The sequence below is a fragment of the Sulfurovum aggregans genome (genome assembly GCF_055385215.1).
Window position 1 is genome coordinate 2,106,484 of record NZ_AP042387.1, and the last position, 15,960, is coordinate 2,122,443.

21 protein-coding genes are annotated in these 15,960 nt (G+C 38.6%); 17 read left to right on the plus strand and 4 right to left on the minus strand.

Annotation, left to right across the window (positions count from 1 at the left end; translation table 11 throughout):
- Position 1 precedes the first annotated feature (1 nt).
- From ACZ48W_RS10645 to ACZ48W_RS10670, 6 genes are all read left to right on the plus strand, one after another.
- Positions 2-1,384 (plus strand): glutamate synthase subunit beta, encoded by a 1,383-nt coding sequence (locus ACZ48W_RS10645; RefSeq protein ID WP_464828409.1) that lies wholly within the window; start codon positions 2-4, stop codon positions 1,382-1,384.
- A gap of 41 nt (positions 1,385-1,425) precedes the next feature.
- Positions 1,426-2,172, plus strand: coding sequence for an inositol monophosphatase family protein (locus ACZ48W_RS10650; RefSeq protein ID WP_464828410.1), 747 nt, complete (start codon positions 1,426-1,428; stop codon positions 2,170-2,172).
- 13 nt (positions 2,173-2,185) lie between these two features.
- Positions 2,186-3,019 (plus strand): acetyl-CoA carboxylase, carboxyltransferase subunit beta, encoded by an 834-nt coding sequence (accD, locus tag ACZ48W_RS10655; RefSeq protein ID WP_464828412.1) that lies wholly within the window; start codon positions 2,186-2,188, stop codon positions 3,017-3,019.
- A gap of 295 nt (positions 3,020-3,314) precedes the next feature.
- Positions 3,315-3,851: a cytochrome P460 family protein gene (locus tag ACZ48W_RS10660; RefSeq protein ID WP_464828413.1), complete on the plus strand. Its 537-nt coding sequence runs from the start codon at positions 3,315-3,317 to the stop codon at positions 3,849-3,851.
- Complete coding sequence (locus ACZ48W_RS10665; RefSeq protein WP_464828414.1) at positions 3,851-4,534, plus strand: response regulator transcription factor; 684 nt, start codon at positions 3,851-3,853, stop codon at positions 4,532-4,534. Before ACZ48W_RS10660 ends, ACZ48W_RS10665 begins: the two co-directional genes overlap by 1 nt.
- Complete coding sequence (locus ACZ48W_RS10670) at positions 4,524-5,519, plus strand: sensor histidine kinase (RefSeq protein ID WP_464828416.1); 996 nt, start codon at positions 4,524-4,526, stop codon at positions 5,517-5,519. The genes ACZ48W_RS10665 and ACZ48W_RS10670 overlap by 11 nt, the downstream gene beginning before the upstream one ends.
- Before the next feature lies 1 nt (position 5,520).
- Here ACZ48W_RS10670 and ACZ48W_RS10675 read toward each other — a convergent pair whose 3' ends face one another.
- Positions 5,521-5,901 (minus strand): TetR-like C-terminal domain-containing protein, encoded by a 381-nt coding sequence (locus ACZ48W_RS10675; protein WP_464830503.1) that lies wholly within the window; start codon positions 5,899-5,901, stop codon positions 5,521-5,523.
- Between the two features lie 44 nt (positions 5,902-5,945).
- Between ACZ48W_RS10675 and ACZ48W_RS10680 the strand changes: the two genes are divergently transcribed.
- Both ACZ48W_RS10680 and ACZ48W_RS10685 read left to right on the plus strand, forming a co-directional pair.
- Complete coding sequence (locus tag ACZ48W_RS10680; protein WP_464828417.1) at positions 5,946-6,131, plus strand: hypothetical protein; 186 nt, start codon at positions 5,946-5,948, stop codon at positions 6,129-6,131.
- A gap of 278 nt (positions 6,132-6,409) precedes the next feature.
- Entirely contained in the window at positions 6,410-6,994 is a 585-nt protein-coding gene (locus ACZ48W_RS10685; RefSeq protein ID WP_464828421.1) for a tetratricopeptide repeat protein, read from the plus strand.
- 19 nt (positions 6,995-7,013) lie between these two features.
- Here the strand turns inward: ACZ48W_RS10685 and ACZ48W_RS10690 are convergent, their stop codons facing one another.
- Together ACZ48W_RS10690 and ACZ48W_RS10695 are read right to left on the minus strand one after the other, a co-directional pair.
- Positions 7,014-7,976, minus strand: a complete 963-nt coding sequence (locus ACZ48W_RS10690) for an aminotransferase-like domain-containing protein (protein ID WP_464830505.1) — start codon at positions 7,974-7,976, stop codon at positions 7,014-7,016.
- On the minus strand, positions 7,958-8,404 hold the full coding sequence (locus tag ACZ48W_RS10695) for a GntR family transcriptional regulator (protein WP_464828422.1): 447 nt from the start codon (positions 8,402-8,404) through the stop codon (positions 7,958-7,960). Before ACZ48W_RS10695 ends, ACZ48W_RS10690 begins: the two co-directional genes overlap by 19 nt.
- Before the next feature lie 186 nt (positions 8,405-8,590).
- Here ACZ48W_RS10695 and ACZ48W_RS10700 point away from each other — a divergent pair, with 186 nt between their 5' ends.
- From ACZ48W_RS10700 to ACZ48W_RS10740, 9 genes are all read left to right on the plus strand, one after another.
- Positions 8,591-9,685: an IS5 family transposase gene (locus ACZ48W_RS10700; RefSeq protein WP_464828424.1), complete on the plus strand. Its 1,095-nt coding sequence runs from the start codon at positions 8,591-8,593 to the stop codon at positions 9,683-9,685.
- 13 nt (positions 9,686-9,698) lie between these two features.
- The gene (locus ACZ48W_RS10705; RefSeq protein ID WP_464830471.1) at positions 9,699-10,013 is read left to right on the plus strand and encodes a transposase; all 315 of its coding nucleotides are present in this window, start codon (positions 9,699-9,701) and stop codon (positions 10,011-10,013) included.
- 93 nt (positions 10,014-10,106) lie between these two features.
- On the plus strand, positions 10,107-10,385 hold the full coding sequence (locus ACZ48W_RS10710; RefSeq protein ID WP_464828426.1) for a hypothetical protein: 279 nt from the start codon (positions 10,107-10,109) through the stop codon (positions 10,383-10,385).
- Between the two features lie 2 nt (positions 10,386-10,387).
- A complete protein-coding gene (locus ACZ48W_RS10715) occupies positions 10,388-10,801 on the plus strand; it encodes a PaaI family thioesterase (protein ID WP_464828427.1) in 414 nt (137 codons plus the stop codon).
- Between the two features lie 368 nt (positions 10,802-11,169).
- Entirely contained in the window at positions 11,170-11,559 is a 390-nt protein-coding gene (locus tag ACZ48W_RS10720) for a tautomerase family protein (protein WP_464828428.1), read from the plus strand.
- Positions 11,560-11,562: 3 nt separating this feature from the next.
- The gene (locus ACZ48W_RS10725; RefSeq protein WP_464828430.1) at positions 11,563-12,243 is read left to right on the plus strand and encodes a class I SAM-dependent methyltransferase; all 681 of its coding nucleotides are present in this window, start codon (positions 11,563-11,565) and stop codon (positions 12,241-12,243) included.
- 35 nt (positions 12,244-12,278) lie between these two features.
- On the plus strand, positions 12,279-12,839 hold the full coding sequence (locus tag ACZ48W_RS10730; protein WP_464828431.1) for a YqiA/YcfP family alpha/beta fold hydrolase: 561 nt from the start codon (positions 12,279-12,281) through the stop codon (positions 12,837-12,839).
- A gap of 84 nt (positions 12,840-12,923) precedes the next feature.
- Positions 12,924-14,333: a CCA tRNA nucleotidyltransferase gene (locus tag ACZ48W_RS10735; RefSeq protein WP_464828434.1), complete on the plus strand. Its 1,410-nt coding sequence runs from the start codon at positions 12,924-12,926 to the stop codon at positions 14,331-14,333.
- On the plus strand, positions 14,330-14,629 hold the full coding sequence (locus tag ACZ48W_RS10740; RefSeq protein ID WP_464828436.1) for a hypothetical protein: 300 nt from the start codon (positions 14,330-14,332) through the stop codon (positions 14,627-14,629). Before ACZ48W_RS10735 ends, ACZ48W_RS10740 begins: the two co-directional genes overlap by 4 nt.
- 239 nt (positions 14,630-14,868) lie before the next feature.
- Here ACZ48W_RS10740 and ACZ48W_RS10745 read toward each other — a convergent pair whose 3' ends face one another.
- On the minus strand, positions 14,869-15,624 hold the full coding sequence (locus ACZ48W_RS10745; RefSeq protein WP_464828437.1) for a VIT1/CCC1 transporter family protein: 756 nt from the start codon (positions 15,622-15,624) through the stop codon (positions 14,869-14,871).
- Positions 15,625-15,960: the final 336 nt, after the last annotated feature.

The window sequence follows — 15,960 nt, forward strand, 5'->3', positions numbered from 1 at the left end:
GATGTTAAGATTTTTTGATTTAGAGCGTATTGATGCTAAAAAAAGAGATGTGGTCGAGAGAACGAAAGACTTTGAAGAGATCTATGAAGTGTTCAAGCCTGTAAAAGGGAGTGAACAGTCAGACAGATGTATACAATGTGGCGATCCGTATTGTCATAATGGCTGTCCTCTCCACAATCTTATTCCCCAATGGCTTAAAGCAACAGCAAACAAAGATCTGGAATTTGCCTTTGATCTTTCAAATGAGACTTCTCCTTTTCCTGAAGTGATGGGACGTATCTGTCCTCATGACAGACTTTGTGAAGGTTCCTGTACGCTGAATGACGGATATGGAGCGATCACCATAGGTTCTGTAGAGACTTTTGTGAATGAAGAGGGGTTTAAAAAAGGGTTTAAACCTAAATTCTCCCAAAATAAAATAGGGAAAAAAGTAGCGATCATCGGTGCCGGACCTACCGGTCTTTCTGCTGCAACATTCTTGTTGAGAGAAGGTGTTGATGTAGAAATATTCGACAAGCAGGCAAGACCCGGAGGGCTTCTTACTTATGGGATCCCTGGGTTCAAACTCGATAAACATGTGGTTGCGAGAAGAGTAAAACTTCTTGAAGAAGCCGGTGCAGTATTTCATCAGAATGTAGAAATAGGAAAAGACAAGACCTTTGAAGAGCTTACCGAAAATTTTGATGCGGTCTTTATCGGTGTGGGTGCGATCAAAGGACGAAAGTCAGGACTTACAGGTGAAGATGCACCTAATGTACACTTGGCAATGGAATTCCTTGTAGATATCCAAAAGAAGATTTTTGAAGAACCCAGAGAAAAGCATATTGAAGTTAAAGATAAAAATGTAGTGGTCATCGGCGGTGGAGATACAGCGATGGATTGTGTGCGTACTTCTCTACGTGAAAAAGCAAGATCGGTAAAATGTCTTTACAGACGTGATGCACACAATATGCCAGGAAGCAGAAAAGAGTATATCAATGCCAAAGAAGAGGGTGTTGAGTTTGAATTTTATGTTTCTCCAAAGTCTTTAATAACTAATGATAATGGTAATGTGATTGCTATTGAAATGGTGAAAACAAAGCTTGGCGAACCTGATGCATCTGGCAGACAGCGTGTGGAAGAGATAGCAGGCAGTGAGTATAAAGTCGATGCTGATGTAGTAATCTTTGCATTGGGATTTGATAATGTTGAATATCCGTTCTTCTCCAGCAACGGTATAGAAACAGATAAATGGGGCGGTGTTCTGGTAGATGAGAATTACCAGACGACCCAGCCAGGCATTTATGCCGGAGGTGACTGTCACCGTGGTGCAGACCTGGTCGTAACAGCTGCACGTGACGGACGTGATGCTGCGAAAGCTATAGTAAAGAGTTTGACAGCTTAAAAAATGTAGGGGTATCCCTACAGTACTTCAGGGATGATTTTATGACAGATTTTATCACAGCCTGTATCTGTGCGAATGAAGAGATCGCATCGGCACTCAAAAAAGGCTTTGATCCTTCCTGGTTTGAAAAAACTGTTGTCGGTGCAGGTGGAGATATAAGTTCCAGACTTGACCTTTTTGCCGAAGAGATATTTGTGAAGCATCTCTCTTCTTACGGACAAATAGATTCTGAAGAATCCGGTATTATCGGAGAAGGCAGAGAGAAGATCATCATAGATCCTATTGACGGTTCATCCAATGCCCTTTCCTTTTTTCCTTTTTACGGTACTTCTGTAGCGAAGATCAATGCAGAGGGTATTTTGGATGCAGCGATCGTATGCAATCTTGCAACAGGGGATATTTTCCTGAAATCGGGTACGGGTGAAGTGCAGCAGGGGAAACTTTTTTCAGATATTTTTCATTCACCTTATACTGTTCCGGAAGCTGAAATAGGACTTTTTGAAAAAGCCTATGCCAATGCTGATTTGGTCGCGGCACTGGATAAAGAGAGATTAAAGTTCAGATCACCGGGAGCAGTAGCCCTTTCTCTTGCCTATGCAAGAAGTGTGAAGTATGTTCTTTTTATGGGAGAATTCCGTATTTATGATCTTGCTGCAGGGTTGGCACTTTGTGAAGGGCTTGAAGTGATTGTTGAGGCGGATTATGTTATAGTATCAAAAGATAAAAATACAGCCCGTAAAATTGAACTTTTAATAAAGGGCGCCTCTAAAAAAATGAAATTAGAATGATACAGGAGTGAAGATGTTCGGAAATTTATTTAGAAAAGATGAGACAAAACAGGAAACACCTAACCAGTGGATAAAATGTCCAAAATGTACTTCGTTGATGTATTACAAAGAAGTAGAAGCAAAACAGAATGTCTGCCCTAAATGTAATCATCATTTTCGTATTAATGCAGAAAAGCGTATTGCTTCTATTGCAGATGAAGGTTCTTTTGTTGAACATGATACAACCTTGGCTCCTGTCGATCCGTTGAAATTCTCTGATAAAAAATCTTATAAGAAGCGCTTGGAAGAAGCGAAAGCAAAAACAGGTAAAACATCATCGGTAATGAGCGGTTCCTGTACCATTGAAGGGACACCTGTAGAGCTGGTTGTCTTCGACTTTGCTTTTATGGGCGGCAGTTTGGGCTCTGTAGAGGGTGAAAAGATCGTACGTGCAGTAGACAGAGCTATTGAAAAGGAGTGCGGTGTGATCATTGTATCTGCTTCAGGAGGAGCAAGAATGCAGGAAAGTACCTACGCACTTTTACAGATGAGTAAAACATCTGCAGCACTCAACAGACTGCATCATAAAGGACTGCCTTTTATCTCTATTTTAACAGATCCTACAATGGGTGGTGTTTCTGCATCATTTGCAATGCTGGGTGATATCATTATGGCTGAACCGGGTGCACTCATCGGTTTTGCAGGTCAAAGGGTGATCAAGCAAACCGTCGGTGTAGATTTGCCGGAAGGTTTCCAGCGTTCAGAGTTTCTGCTTGAGCATGGGCTTATCGATATGATAGTGGATCGTGGAAATATGCACCAGACTTTAGCAGACTTGTTGACGTTCTTTAACAAAAAAGCCAGTTAATACTACACCTTATATGAGCAGATAAAGAAATATTTCTTTATCTGCATTTCTCAATATTTGATCTGTTTTCCCTCTTCATCACAGTAAGCTATACTTTTCTACTTCTTATCTTGACAAGGAAATACGGTGTAGTAGATTATTTTTATCTTCCTCACTTATTATATCACTCCTTTTGCCGCATTTTATCCGAAATCAGGTAGTATCTTTGAGAACCATGACTTTAAATAGCTATCTTCATGCAATCTTGATATTTCTCTTATATACTCTTTTCATAAACCAAAAATAGGAATCAAAAATGAGAAAATTAACAAAAACACTACTAGGCAGTCTAATACTTTTTGGAAGTTTGTATGCAGGTGATGTGTACTTAACAGATAAACAAAATATACCTGATCTGAAGATGCCTGACAGTAACTTGACGTTTAAAAGGATAGAAGATTATCAAAACTATAAAATAGTAGCAACACACTTTCGAACAGATAAAAATGAACTTCGATATATACTTGCCAATGCAATAGCGTATAATGCGTTACAGGCTAAAGAAAAAGTGATGCCAGAGGGCAGTAAAATCGTCAAGATAGGTTGGAGTGTTAAAAAAATGACACTTTTCCCCTCTGCACTCGAAGCAGATAAGATTCAGCGAGTTGAGTATATGATAAAAGATTCAAAACATTTTGATGCCAATGGTGATCATTGGGGTTATGCCAGATTTGTAAAAAAGGAAAATAAGTTTGTAGTATGGGATAAAGGAGCTAAAGGCTGTATAAGCTGTCACAGTATTGCAAAATCTGATGACTATCTCTTTACCAAGATGCAATCTACATTTAAATAATGAAACAAAAGATATTAATCGTAGAAGATGAACCTGAAATTGTTAAGTTAATAGTCAATCGTCTAGATAGTGGCCATTATGATATTTCTATAGAGTATGATGGTGAAAAAGCACTAAAGCTGATAGAAACCCGGCACTTTGATCTGGTAAGTTTAGATATCATGCTTCCTTCTGTCAATGGACTGGTATTATGTGAAGCACTACGTAAACGTCATAAAGATACTCTCATAATGATAGTAAGTGCTTTGGATAGTGAAGAAGAAAAAGCAAAAGCATACAGACTTGGTGCGGATGACTATATGCCTAAACCTTTTTCTCCTAAAGGCTTGGCTTTAAAGATGGCTACTTTGTTAAAGAGACGTTTTGAATTACAACATACGCATTTGATAGGAGTAAGGCTTTTGAAATATGATGAGATGCAAAAAAGCTTTTATGTAAAAGATCAGAAGTTGCCACTGACACTTAGTGAGCATATGGTTTTATTTACACTGTTTCAAACACCCAGGAATGTCTTTTCCAAAGAGGAGTTGTCACAGATACTTTATAATGAAAATATAGGTGATATCGATAGTAAAGGAATTGGTACACATATCTATCAACTTCGTAAAAAGATCGCAGAGATCAGTGATGAGAATATCATAAAAACTGTACGAAATACAGGGTATACACTTTATGAAAATTAAATCTTTTCTCATCATACTTTATGGTATAGCCGGTTTGGCTATTGCTCTATTTACAGCAGTGATGACTTACTTGATTATCGATGAGCCTATAGGCTTTAAGATGCTCTCACAGATAGGGCTTACTATCTTGATGACACTGCCGATCATTGTTCTGTTCAGTTACTTTATCGGTTCATATCTTTCTGAAAAATTTCGACATATTCGTCTACGTCTTGATGCAATCAATGAAGAACAGTTTTTAGATCAGATATATGAAGACAATATCCACGACATCACTGCCATACACCAATCTATCAACCGACTCTCAAGGCGTCTTGAAACAACGATCACTGAACTTCAGAACAAGAATAAAAACCTAACCCATATGATGACTTCACTCTCACATGATATCAAGACACCATTAACGATCATTAATGGTTACTTGGAAGAGTTGGAAGATGGACTTGTACCTAAAGATGAGATAATCAAAATTATTAATATATTAAAAAAAGAGACAGACTATTTTGGTGAACTTAGTTCAGAAGTGATCCACTACCTACAGTCTCTACAAAATACCCGGAAAAAAGAGACAATTTATCTGAAAAGATTTAGTACCCAAGAGATATTTCCTTTGGTTAAAGTAGAAAAATCTGTGATATTAAAATGTTCCATAGATGAAGAACAAAAGGTAGAGTTTAATCCTATTGCATTAAAAAAGATACTATTAAACCTCATGCATAATGCCAGTAAATTTACTACTGATGGTTATATCGAAATTTCCGGTGATAGTAAGTGTTTATGGGTGGAAGACAGTGGTATCGGTATATCAGTAGAGAATAGTAAAAATATTTTTGAACCTTTTGTTTGTTTGGATGAGAGTAAAAATAGGGAAAAAAGTGGATTTGGTCTTGGTCTGTCCATTGCTCAAAACCTGGCTTTGAGTAATGGATATGAACTTTCATTAGACAGTCGTTATCATGATGGCTGTAGGTTCATTATGAAATAAATTACTTTGTATCATTTGGTTGTAATACTTTATCTGCAAAGGGTAAAGTAGAAAGTATTTTTACTTTATTTGTAATGAGTCCGGCTAAAAGGCTTTTAAACATATTGTCATAAAATGCTTCATAGGAAGCTTCCACATCCATAAATCCGTCTATGATCAAAGAAGCTAACCCATGTAGTGAAGACCACACTACAACAGCTTGATGAAAACTGTTCTCTTTCTTGATAATACCGCTTTTATGTCCCTCTTCAATGGTCTTTTTTAGAGTACCGAATCCACTACATTCCTCATCCTGAAGACTCATGATCTCTTCTCTGATACATGCATATTTTTTTCCAAAAAGCAGTCGATAGAGACTGGGATTGGCTTTGGCATATTCGATGTAATGCTTTCCGCTTAAATAAAAACTGCTATAGCGGAAATGCGATGATCTTGACGACGCTCATCCTCTCTTTTACTTTTGCCGTCTTTGGAGTGAGCAGTTTCATCCCAAATGTCAATTTTGCTATCGTTACAGTGAGTGCACTGAATATTGCACTGCTACGGGATCTGGTATTACTGCCTGCTCTGCTCAGTCTGTTTTTTAGAAAGAGTTTTAAGGAAAATCTATAACTGTTTTTTGAAATTTGTTTCCAACTTTTTTTCTATTTTTGTAAAAAAGTTGAATAAATTTTATCTTTTTAGCGTAAAACTCATCACTCCTATTTTATGGGAGCTTTGAATGGTCTATTTGCGGAAGCAATTGACTTTAACTTGTTGAAAAGAAAAGTCATGTTAAAGCATATTGAACTTGTTGATTCAGCGGTGAAGTAGCCGGAGGGTAGTATGGCGCCAGAAATTATAGTATAATTCCCCAAAAGCAACCTAAGCTACTGAAAGGAGAAAGTTCAATGTATGAATATGTCGATAAGGATAGATATGAAGTACAGCAGTTCTATTGGGACTTTATGGAGAGAGAAGAAACAAATATTGCAAAAGGTATTAAAAAGCTCAAAAAGATCATTCAAAAAGACCCAGACTTTTTTGACAGTTATGTTGTGTTGGCTGAGTATTATGATGCCAAAGGGGCAGATGAAGATGCATTTGAAATAATCAAAGAGGGGTATGAGCGTGCGATGAATCTGATGATGCCTCAAGGTAGATTTCCGGATAAACTCGAATGGCTCTATATGGAAAACAGGCATATTATACGTATTATTTTTCAGTATGCAATGAGACTTTGGGAGATAGGCGAAACAAAAGAGGCATTACGTTTGTTTAAGCAACTGCTTGCCTCAAATCCTAATGACAATATCGGGGCACGCTATGCGATTGTAGCACTTTTGGAAGGTATGCCCTCTATGCAGACATATGAAGAGAAGTTTGCAACTGCTCAGGGCTACCTTGATGGTGCGAAAGTAGAAGAGTGGTTTCAAAAAGCTGCCGATAGGCATATGGATGAGATCGGCTGGTGGTTTGAACTTGATGAGGGATGAGAGGTATAATAGCAGATGATTAGTGTTTGAGTACCACACACTCTCTCCACACCTTCCCAAACGCGGCTACCGCTTCCTCGATCTCATCTACCGAAAATCCACCAAATCCCATACGTACAGCTTCAAATTCTCCACCACTGCGTTCTTTGGCAAGGTAGATGGCAATTTGTTTCTCTTCTGCCAAGCTTTTGAGTTTATCCCAGTTAAAATCCTCTTTGATAGGTACGATGAGTATAGCAAGTCCTGCACCTTCAGCGACTATTTTAAAGTTACTGCCTAGATGTTTAGTCAAGGCATTTTTCATGGCTTGGTGCTTCTTTTTGTTGAGGATACGGATGCGGCTTATGTGTCTGTCCCAATGTCCTTCTTTCATAAAACTTGCTAAGGTAAGTTGGGTAGCGAGGCTGACTCTTGCAAAAGGGGCATCGTAACTCTCTTTGTAAAGTTTATGTACCCATGATGGTACAACCATATAGCCTACACGAATAGAGGGAGAGAGCGCTTTAGCAAAAGTACCTAAATAAACAACACAATCACCTCTGTCTAGCCCTTGCAAAGAGGGAATAGGGCGATTATGGTAGCTAAGTTCACTGTCATAGTCATCTTCTATAATGAGACCGCCTATGGACTGCATGTGCTGAATGAGTTTTAAACGATTTGAGATCGGCATGGCAGCACCTGTAGGGTACTGGTGTGTAGGTGTGATGTAAACTACTTCTGCTTGACTCTGTTTTAGTTCTTCAATATCAAGACCATCTTTATTGACACCTATATTTTGAATGATATAACCATAGGCATCAAATACTTTGTGCGCAATGTGATAGCCTGGTATCTCTTGTGCAAAGTGTTTGTATCGTTTTTTAATGAGCTTGGCTAAAAGCTCCATACTGTCGCTAAATCCATGGGTAATGATGATATGCTCTGCATCACAGGTAACCCCACGTGAGTTTTGTAGATAATGGGCTATCTCCCCTTTCTCAATATATGCTCTCCTTGTCCGTTAGGGTAGGCACCAAAGTCCACGGTATCTATCATCACTTTATTATAAAGACGCTTCCAAAGTTTCAGAGGAAAATCCTCTTTATGTAGTCGTGCAGGGAAGAAGTCATAGGTGTAAGATTTTCTTGGTGTATCTGTTTTGGTGTGAGGTATTTCTTCTTTTTTATGATTATTAAAATAGAGTTCACACACATAGTACCCCGACTTAGGACGGCTATCACAGTAGCCTTCTGCATAAAGTTGAGAGTAGGCAGACTCTACAGTGTTTTTACTTAGGTTGTAGAGTGTAGCTACCTTACGTATAGAAGGGAGTTTTTCTCCTATGGTGTAGTTGGAAAGTATATCCTTTTTCATTGCTTCATAAAGCTGGATATGCAGAGGTTTTTTAGCGTCTTCATTAAGTCTATACACAAACTGTCCTTTATAAAATAAAATAATCTGTATCTTTACACAGGTACACTTTAGGTATATAATAGCGTAATTAGTCAGCCATGAAAAACCAAAACACTCCCCTAAAACAGGTACTTTGGAAGCGATAAAAGGGTATAATAACGACCAATAAACATAGTAAAACAGACCAATCCCCGGTCGAAACAGGTGTTAAAATTGCTTCCACAATCCCCTAAAAATACGCAACCTAATCTATTCTATAATCAACTGCGAGATATGCTCGATTCAAATGATCCTCTGATTGCTCTTGCAGATACCATAAACTGGGACTCCTTCAATGATTCATTCGCCAAATATTATGCAAATGAAGGAAGACCAGCAAAGCCGATCCGCCTTATGGTCGGACTACTGCTTTTAAAACAACTCAATAATCTAAGTGATGAAGATGTTGTGATTCAATGGAAGCAGAATCCCTACTATCAGTACTTCTGTGGTTTTAATGAATTTCAAATTGCCTTACCATGTCACGCTACTGAACTGGTCAAGTTCCGTAACCGTATAGGAACAGAAGGTGTAGAGCAAATATTCTCTATGAGTGTAGCACTTCACGGTAAAGATGCCCAGAAAAAACAAGTCATCATTGATACCACCGTCCAGGAAAAGAATGTTACCTATCCCACAGACGGTAAACTGGCAATCAAAATGATCCATCACCTGCACCGTATCGCCAAAGAAGAGAAGATACAGCTAAGACGTACCTACGTTAAGGAGATTAAAGGTCACCGTATCTCTTTGCGATTCTTCAGACATCCCAAAAAGATAAAGAAAGCCAGAGCTGCTATGAAAAGATTGGGAACTATCGTGGGTATCCTCATTAGAGATATTTCAAGAAACCTGGGGGATGCACAACTCGCCAAACACAAAGAGGCATTTGATCTCTATGAAAAAGTGATCAGCCAAAAGAAAAAAGATTCCAACAAAGTCTACTCACTTCATGAGAGTCATATCTATGCTATAGCAAAAGGTAAAGACCATAAGAAATATGAGTATGGGACAAAAGCTTCCCTTGTAACTACTATGAAAAGTAACATCATCATAGGTGTTGCAGCACATGAGAAGAATGAGCATGACTCAAAAACACTGGAAGCTGCATTGTCTCACGCGAACAAGCACAGAACAAAACCTATTGTTGAAGCCATCTGCGATAGAGGATACCGTGGCAAAAAAGAAGTAGACGGTACCGTTATCTGTATTCCTGACAGTCCCAAAAAAAGACTAGCTCAACAAGCGTCAGTGCAATAAATCCACTAAATGGATTTATGTAGATACCAAATACCAGAAAGAACAAAAGCGTAAGAAGTTCAGAAGAAAGGCTGCCATTGAACCCATCATTGGTCATGTGAAATCAGACCACAGGATGCAGAGGAACTATCTTAAAGGATTTGTGGGAGATGAGATAAACCTTCTACTGGCTGCAAGTGCATTTAATCTCAGGAAGTGGATGAATAACTTCTTGATGATACTTTTTTTAGTCAAAATAGCATACTTCACTTACCTTTTACGGCATATCAGAGCAGACGAAAGACAAAAATATGCTAAGCTTTATCTGATGTTTTACAGGTTGTGGTAAAATTGATGGTATAGAATTATTGGTTTGCCTTGGGGATAGGTTTTTCAGGGTTGACTACATATAGCTTTTAAAGAGGGGTATGCCTGCTGTAAAATGTTCAATACGAAGTTTTTACACTCTAAAGGGTACGGTCAAGAGGTATTAGATAGTGTGATTTATGACATAGGAACAGTTCCGTTTGATGAGGAACATCAAGCCTTATCAAAGTTTGCTATGAAAGCCATCTATGAGAGTTTGAAGTGTAAACAGAGTGATTTTAATACACTTTATGAAATGGGATGGAATCAAAAAGATGTATTTGATGCCATTGAACATGCAGGGACTATATTTAGAAATGGACGTATATTGACTGCTTATGCTGTGAAAGGATGATCATGCAGGTTACACAGATACCCTTTGTCCAACATACAGGCATCAATAAATTTACTGAACACAATCTTGAATTACAAAATAGAGAAACTGTACATAATCATCTTGGCACCATACATGCCGGAGCACTGTTTGCTTTGGCAGAGAGTCAGAGTGGGCTTTGTCTACAGCAGTTATTTCCGGAATTGGAAGGCAAAGTCGTACCCGTGCTCAGAGCGTCAACGTTAAAATATAAAAAACCTGTTACTGAGGGTGTCTATGCAGTTTCGGATGTAAATACAGAGGAGAAAGCAAGATTTGAAACTACCTTTTTGAAAAAAGGCAGAGGGAGTATTGTTGTATCGGTAGTATTGAAAGATGGAGATGGGACGGTATGTGTATCGGGTGATTTTACCTGGTTTGTGCAAAAGGTTTCCTAAAGGCAATAGTGAATACACTTTCATAATTAAAACTTTTAAGGAGCAAAATATGAAAACATTTATCCACATTCGATCTACAAGTATGCTTCTTAGAAGATGGCTTTAGCCATTACTTTCTTTTTTAGCTGATATTCTTATCTATCATCGATTTTGATTATTTATTGTTGTTTCCTCTTATTTTCATTGAGGCGTTGTTGCTCTCTTCATTTTTTTAAAAAAAACGAAGCAAAAAATCGTTGTTTCTCTCGATGTAATCCCGCAGGAACGAGGACAATCGCTACGCTTACAAGGTCGTTCGAGACAACAGGGCACACGTAGTGTGATTAGTGGAGGGGATTTTATTGTTTTGAAGTGCATTAAGGATGTATATGGCACAAATAAAAATATATGGGATAGATGCCTATTTAAATCCTATAAAAGAGCAGTTATCGGATGTGATTCATAACTGTGTGGTGGAAGCGTTGAAGTTTCCCAAAGATAAAAAGTTTCATCGTTTTTTTCCGATGAAAGATGAAGATATGTTTTACCCGGACAATAGAAGTAAAGCCTATATGATCATAGAGATAATGATAATGGAGGGCAGAAAAGTACAGACAAAGAAAAAGCTTATACAATTACTTTTTGAGAAGTTAGAGAAAAATTTAAATATAGATAAGTTTGATGTTGAAATATGTATCATTGAAACTCCAGCATGTAATTGGGGATTTCGTGGGATATGTGGAGATGAGATACAATTAGATTATGAAGTAGAGGTATAAAATATGAAACTGGAAAACATAGTCCCATGGGGACGAAATCTTGATGAGTATAGAGCGATGTTCTTACTCTCAAGTAAAGAGATAGAAACTAAAAAGATACTTGGATGTGGTGATGGTCCATCGAGTTTCAATACTGAGGTGGACTTGGATGGCGGAAGTGTTGTTTCTGTTGATCCTTTGTATGCTTACAGTAAAAAAGAGATCATGAATCGTATCGATGAAGTTTCCGATAAGGTCATGGAACAGGTAAAAGTACATAAAGATGATTTTGTATGGAATAATATTCCTGATCCTGATACACTTTACCAGGTACGTATAGAAGCGATGATGGAATTTATGATGGATTATGAAGAGGGTAAAGAGGAGGGCAGGTATATTGCAGCAGAGTTACCGGAACTTCCTTTTGAAAATGCCCGGTTTGATCTGGCACTCTCTTCACATTTTCTCTTTTTATATAGTGAGCATTTAGATGAGAAGTTTCATATAGATGCTATTTTAGAGATGTTGAGAGTAGCTAACGAGGTGCGTATATTTCCATTAGTGACTTTAGAAGGAGAGAGATCGCCCTATGTGGATATCATTGTAAAAACATTGCAAGGTCTTGGATACAATGTTGATATCGTTGCTACAAATTATGAGTTCCAAAGAGGAGCCAATGAGATGTTGAAAGTAGTGCAAGGATAGTAGAGTAAAAAGAGTAAGAAACAAGAGGAGGGGAAATGATCATTTATATACACGGCTTTGGCAGCTCCGGGCAAGGTGGAAAAGCCAACAAGTTTCGTCACTATTTTAAAAGTCGGAATATACCATTTATCGCACTATCACTCTCTTATGTTCCTGAATTGGCAATAAGCACCTTGGAGGAACTTATAGAGTCTTATGCTGAGGTAAGGCTTATAGGGTCATCTTTAGGTGGATATTATGCTATCTATTTGACTGAGAAGTATGGGCTTAAAACAGTGCTTATCAATCCTGCAATGAAGTCTGCCAAGACACTTAGACGAGTCATAAATAAACAGGGGCTTGCACGTAACTATTATGATGAGAGCAGTTTTGAGTGGAATGAATCTCATGTAAAGATGCTTGAGAAGTATGAGGTAGAAAAGCCTGATGCAAAACACTATTTACTTATGCTTCAAAAGGGCGATGATGTGTTGGATTACAATGAAGCATTGGAGAAATTGCCTGATGCCAAGCTGGTATTGGAGGATGGCGGTAGTCACAGTTTTGACGGAGTTGAAAGATATTTTGAACAAATAGATGATTATCTCAGCATATAAATAAGGGAAACTCTAAAACCCATTATGAGTATTCAGGGTTTTTAGAGGTGCCTTTAAGATATAATCATACAAAAAAGAGTTTATGTGAGAGTTCCAAAAATCCTCCAAACTATCTCCAAAGTCCTCCGGAAACAAAACGCCAAAGCCATCATAGTAGGTGGAAGTGTGCGTGACTACTTTTTAGGGCTTCCTATTAAAGATTATGATATTGAAGTGTATGGCTTAGAGAGTATGGAACAGCTTGAAGAAGTGCTTAAAGTCTATGGTTCGGTCAATCTGGTAGGTAAAAGCTTTGGGGTGTTAAAGTTCAGCCATGAGAGTGAAGAGTATGATTTCTCTTTTCCCCGTAAAGAGCAAAAGACGGGTACAGGACACCGTGGCTTTGATGTACAGGTTGATGGTTCTTTAAATTTTGAAGAGGCAGCAAAACGGCGTGACTTTACTATCAATGCAATGGGGTATGAGATAGAAAGTGCCAGGCTCGTAGACCCTTATGGCGGGAAAGCAGATATAGAGAAAAAGGTATTACGGTATATTGACGAGAAGACCTTTATAGAAGACCCTTTAAGGGTTTATAGAGCAGTACAGTTTTCTGCACGCTTTGGATTTGAACTCGCAAAAGAGACAAAGATCCTTTGTCGGCGTATGGTAAAAGAGGGCATGTTGGAAGAGTTGCCTAAAGAGCGTGTCTATGTTGAATTTACAAAATTATTACTCAAGTCGCCTAAACCTTCTATAGGTTTTGAACTCATGAGAGAACTGGGTATCCTGCACTATTTTCCGGAGCTTCAGGCTATCATAGGTGTACCACAGTCACCAAAGCAGCATCCGGAGGGAGATGTATGGGTGCATACGATGATGAGCGTCGATGCAATGGCAGAGCAGGTAGCAGGCAGCAGAGAGCAGGGAGCAGAGAGAATTGATGAAAAACAGAGATTGAAATATATGTTTGCCATCCTCTGCCATGATCTGGGAAAAGCTGCCACTACTACCATAGATAAAGATGGAAATATAAGAGCCATAAGGCATGAGTATGAAGGGATAGAACTTACAAGAAGTTTTATATATCGACTGAGAAGTGGACATCAGCTCATAGAAAGTATCTTGCCCTTGGTAGAATATCATCTGAAGCCCTCACAATTCTATAAAGAGGGTGCCAAGGATAAAGCTATCCGAAAATTAGCCACAAAAGTAAATATTGAGGAACTTGTTACAGTTGCAAAAGCAAACTTTCTGGGACGTACTGCAGAAGAGTCACTTCGAGGTCACTATGAGGCAGGGGAATGGCTGCTTGAAAAAGCAAAAGCTTTGAGGGTACAGAACAAACCTCTGGAGAATCTTTTACAGGGAAGAGACCTGATAAACCTTGGGTTGGAACCGTCTCCGGAATTTAAAAAGATTCTGGCAAAGGTATATGACTTGCAACTGGAGGGGACGCTCTGTAGCAAGGAAAAAGCATTGGAGTATGTTAAAAAGGAGTTTTTAGCGACATGACCATAGATAAAGTGACTACCGCAGTCAAGATTGTTCTGGCTATGGGCATCACTTTGTTTCTACTCTTCCTGCTTCTTAATACACTCTACCCTTTGGATGTCAAACGACTTTATAAACCGCAATCTACAAGAATCTATGACAAAGATGGGTATCTGATGAGGAACCGGCTGAGCGAAGACGGTTTTTTGAGGATACCGCTGAGATCTGATGAGATCACGGATGATATCAGGAAAACACTTTTGATGTATGAAGACAGGTATTTTTATACGCATATGGGTATCAACCCATCTCTATAGGCAGAGCGTTCTTGATGAGGGTGCGAAGATGAGGAGTATTGAGGTAGAGATGGAGGAGTTGTAGGGAGACATTATCTCTTTTGTAGTGCATATTTAAGGAGATTGGGTATTACTCTCGTATACATCCCCAAACTGGAGAGACTGTGCAAGAACTCATTGTTCTTGAAAGTAGAGACTGAAGTCTTCACTTCCGTAGGTTCTTTTCTTCTCGGAGCCTGGGATGAGGAAAACGCTGTGCATCAGATGCCGCCAAAAGCATTTCTCAGTATATAACCTGTGAGGAAAGCAAGGCCTGCTGCTGTACCGCCTGTGAATAGAGTCCTTAGACCGGAAACAAATGCTGGCTTAGTAAATACAAGGCCCTTAATTGCCCCGATTGAAAAGAACATTATTCCAGCAAGACCTGTACTTAGGGAAAACTGCTGCTGCATTTCCAAGGCTGGAATGAGAAATGGTATCAAAGGCATTGCTCCAACAAAAAGAAATGCAACAAAGGTTGTGATTGCTGATTTCCATGGGTTCGAGGTACTTTTTTGTACGCCATGTTCTTCTGTGAGCATTGTTTCGATCCATAAATGTCGATCCTGGCATATCGTATTAATGATCTCTTCAAGGGTTTCTCCCTCAAAACCTTTTTTTTGAAATATTTGCCGTATCTCTTCACGTTCACCATCCGGTATTTTGTCAATATGTTCTTCTTCAGTCCGCCTGATTCTTTCTACAAATTCTATCTCAGCCCTGATGGATTCATAACTGCTTATAGCCATGCTAAAGCCGTCTGCTAATAGGTTGGCAAAACCCATTATCAGGGCCACAGCGGAAGGAAGGCCGGCGCCAACAGCACTTGAAACAACAGCGAAGGTCGTTACACATCCGTCTATTCCACCAAGAACAGCATCAGAAATATTCTGAGACTTGGCTGGGAGTTTCAGGCGTTTTTCGATTGCCTCCGGATGATGTTCTCTAAGAAGTTCTTTATAGCTGTTCTTTTTCATTTTATCGTGCCTACATGCCCTTTATAATATGTCTAACTATCTCTTATAGGAACACTTTCTCCTATGATTGCTTTATTTTCATATTATCAGTATAACTTAAATGTCTGTATATTTTTGAAAATATGATATATTTTAAGGTTTTTTTGAAAATATCTATAGTTATTAAAAGTGCTCTTGTTTAAGTCTCACCTGTAATTTGTAAATAATAGAATAAATTTGCTTTTTCGCTAACGATGGATTTGGATCTATTTTAGGTTTTGAGTGAAGTTATACAAACTGGGAAAAAATACGATACTTTCATAACTTTTGAAATAACTGATGATTTATTAAACCAGT

Coding starts and splice junctions, on each gene's coding strand:
- ACZ48W_RS10665 (WP_464828414.1), top strand. CDS start 3,851: ATGAAACAAAAGATATTAATCGTAGAAGATGAACCTGAAATTGTTAAG.
- ACZ48W_RS10720 (WP_464828428.1), top strand. CDS start 11,170: ATGGCACAAATAAAAATATATGGGATAGATGCCTATTTAAATCCTATA.
- ACZ48W_RS10650 (WP_464828410.1), top strand. CDS start 1,426: ATGACAGATTTTATCACAGCCTGTATCTGTGCGAATGAAGAGATCGCA.
- ACZ48W_RS10680 (WP_464828417.1), top strand. CDS start 5,946: ATGATCTTGACGACGCTCATCCTCTCTTTTACTTTTGCCGTCTTTGGA.
- ACZ48W_RS10725 (WP_464828430.1), top strand. CDS start 11,563: ATGAAACTGGAAAACATAGTCCCATGGGGACGAAATCTTGATGAGTAT.
- ACZ48W_RS10715 (WP_464828427.1), top strand. CDS start 10,388: ATGCAGGTTACACAGATACCCTTTGTCCAACATACAGGCATCAATAAA.
- ACZ48W_RS10730 (WP_464828431.1), top strand. CDS start 12,279: ATGATCATTTATATACACGGCTTTGGCAGCTCCGGGCAAGGTGGAAAA.
- ACZ48W_RS10740 (WP_464828436.1), top strand. CDS start 14,330: ATGACCATAGATAAAGTGACTACCGCAGTCAAGATTGTTCTGGCTATG.
- ACZ48W_RS10660 (WP_464828413.1), top strand. CDS start 3,315: ATGAGAAAATTAACAAAAACACTACTAGGCAGTCTAATACTTTTTGGA.
- ACZ48W_RS10685 (WP_464828421.1), top strand. CDS start 6,410: ATGTATGAATATGTCGATAAGGATAGATATGAAGTACAGCAGTTCTAT.
- ACZ48W_RS10745 (WP_464828437.1), bottom strand. CDS start 15,624: ATGAAAAAGAACAGCTATAAAGAACTTCTTAGAGAACATCATCCGGAG.
- ACZ48W_RS10670 (WP_464828416.1), top strand. CDS start 4,524: ATGAAAATTAAATCTTTTCTCATCATACTTTATGGTATAGCCGGTTTG.
- ACZ48W_RS10645 (WP_464828409.1), top strand. CDS start 2: ATGTTAAGATTTTTTGATTTAGAGCGTATTGATGCTAAAAAAAGAGAT.
- ACZ48W_RS10710 (WP_464828426.1), top strand. CDS start 10,107: ATGTTCAATACGAAGTTTTTACACTCTAAAGGGTACGGTCAAGAGGTA.
- accD (WP_464828412.1), top strand. CDS start 2,186: ATGTTCGGAAATTTATTTAGAAAAGATGAGACAAAACAGGAAACACCT.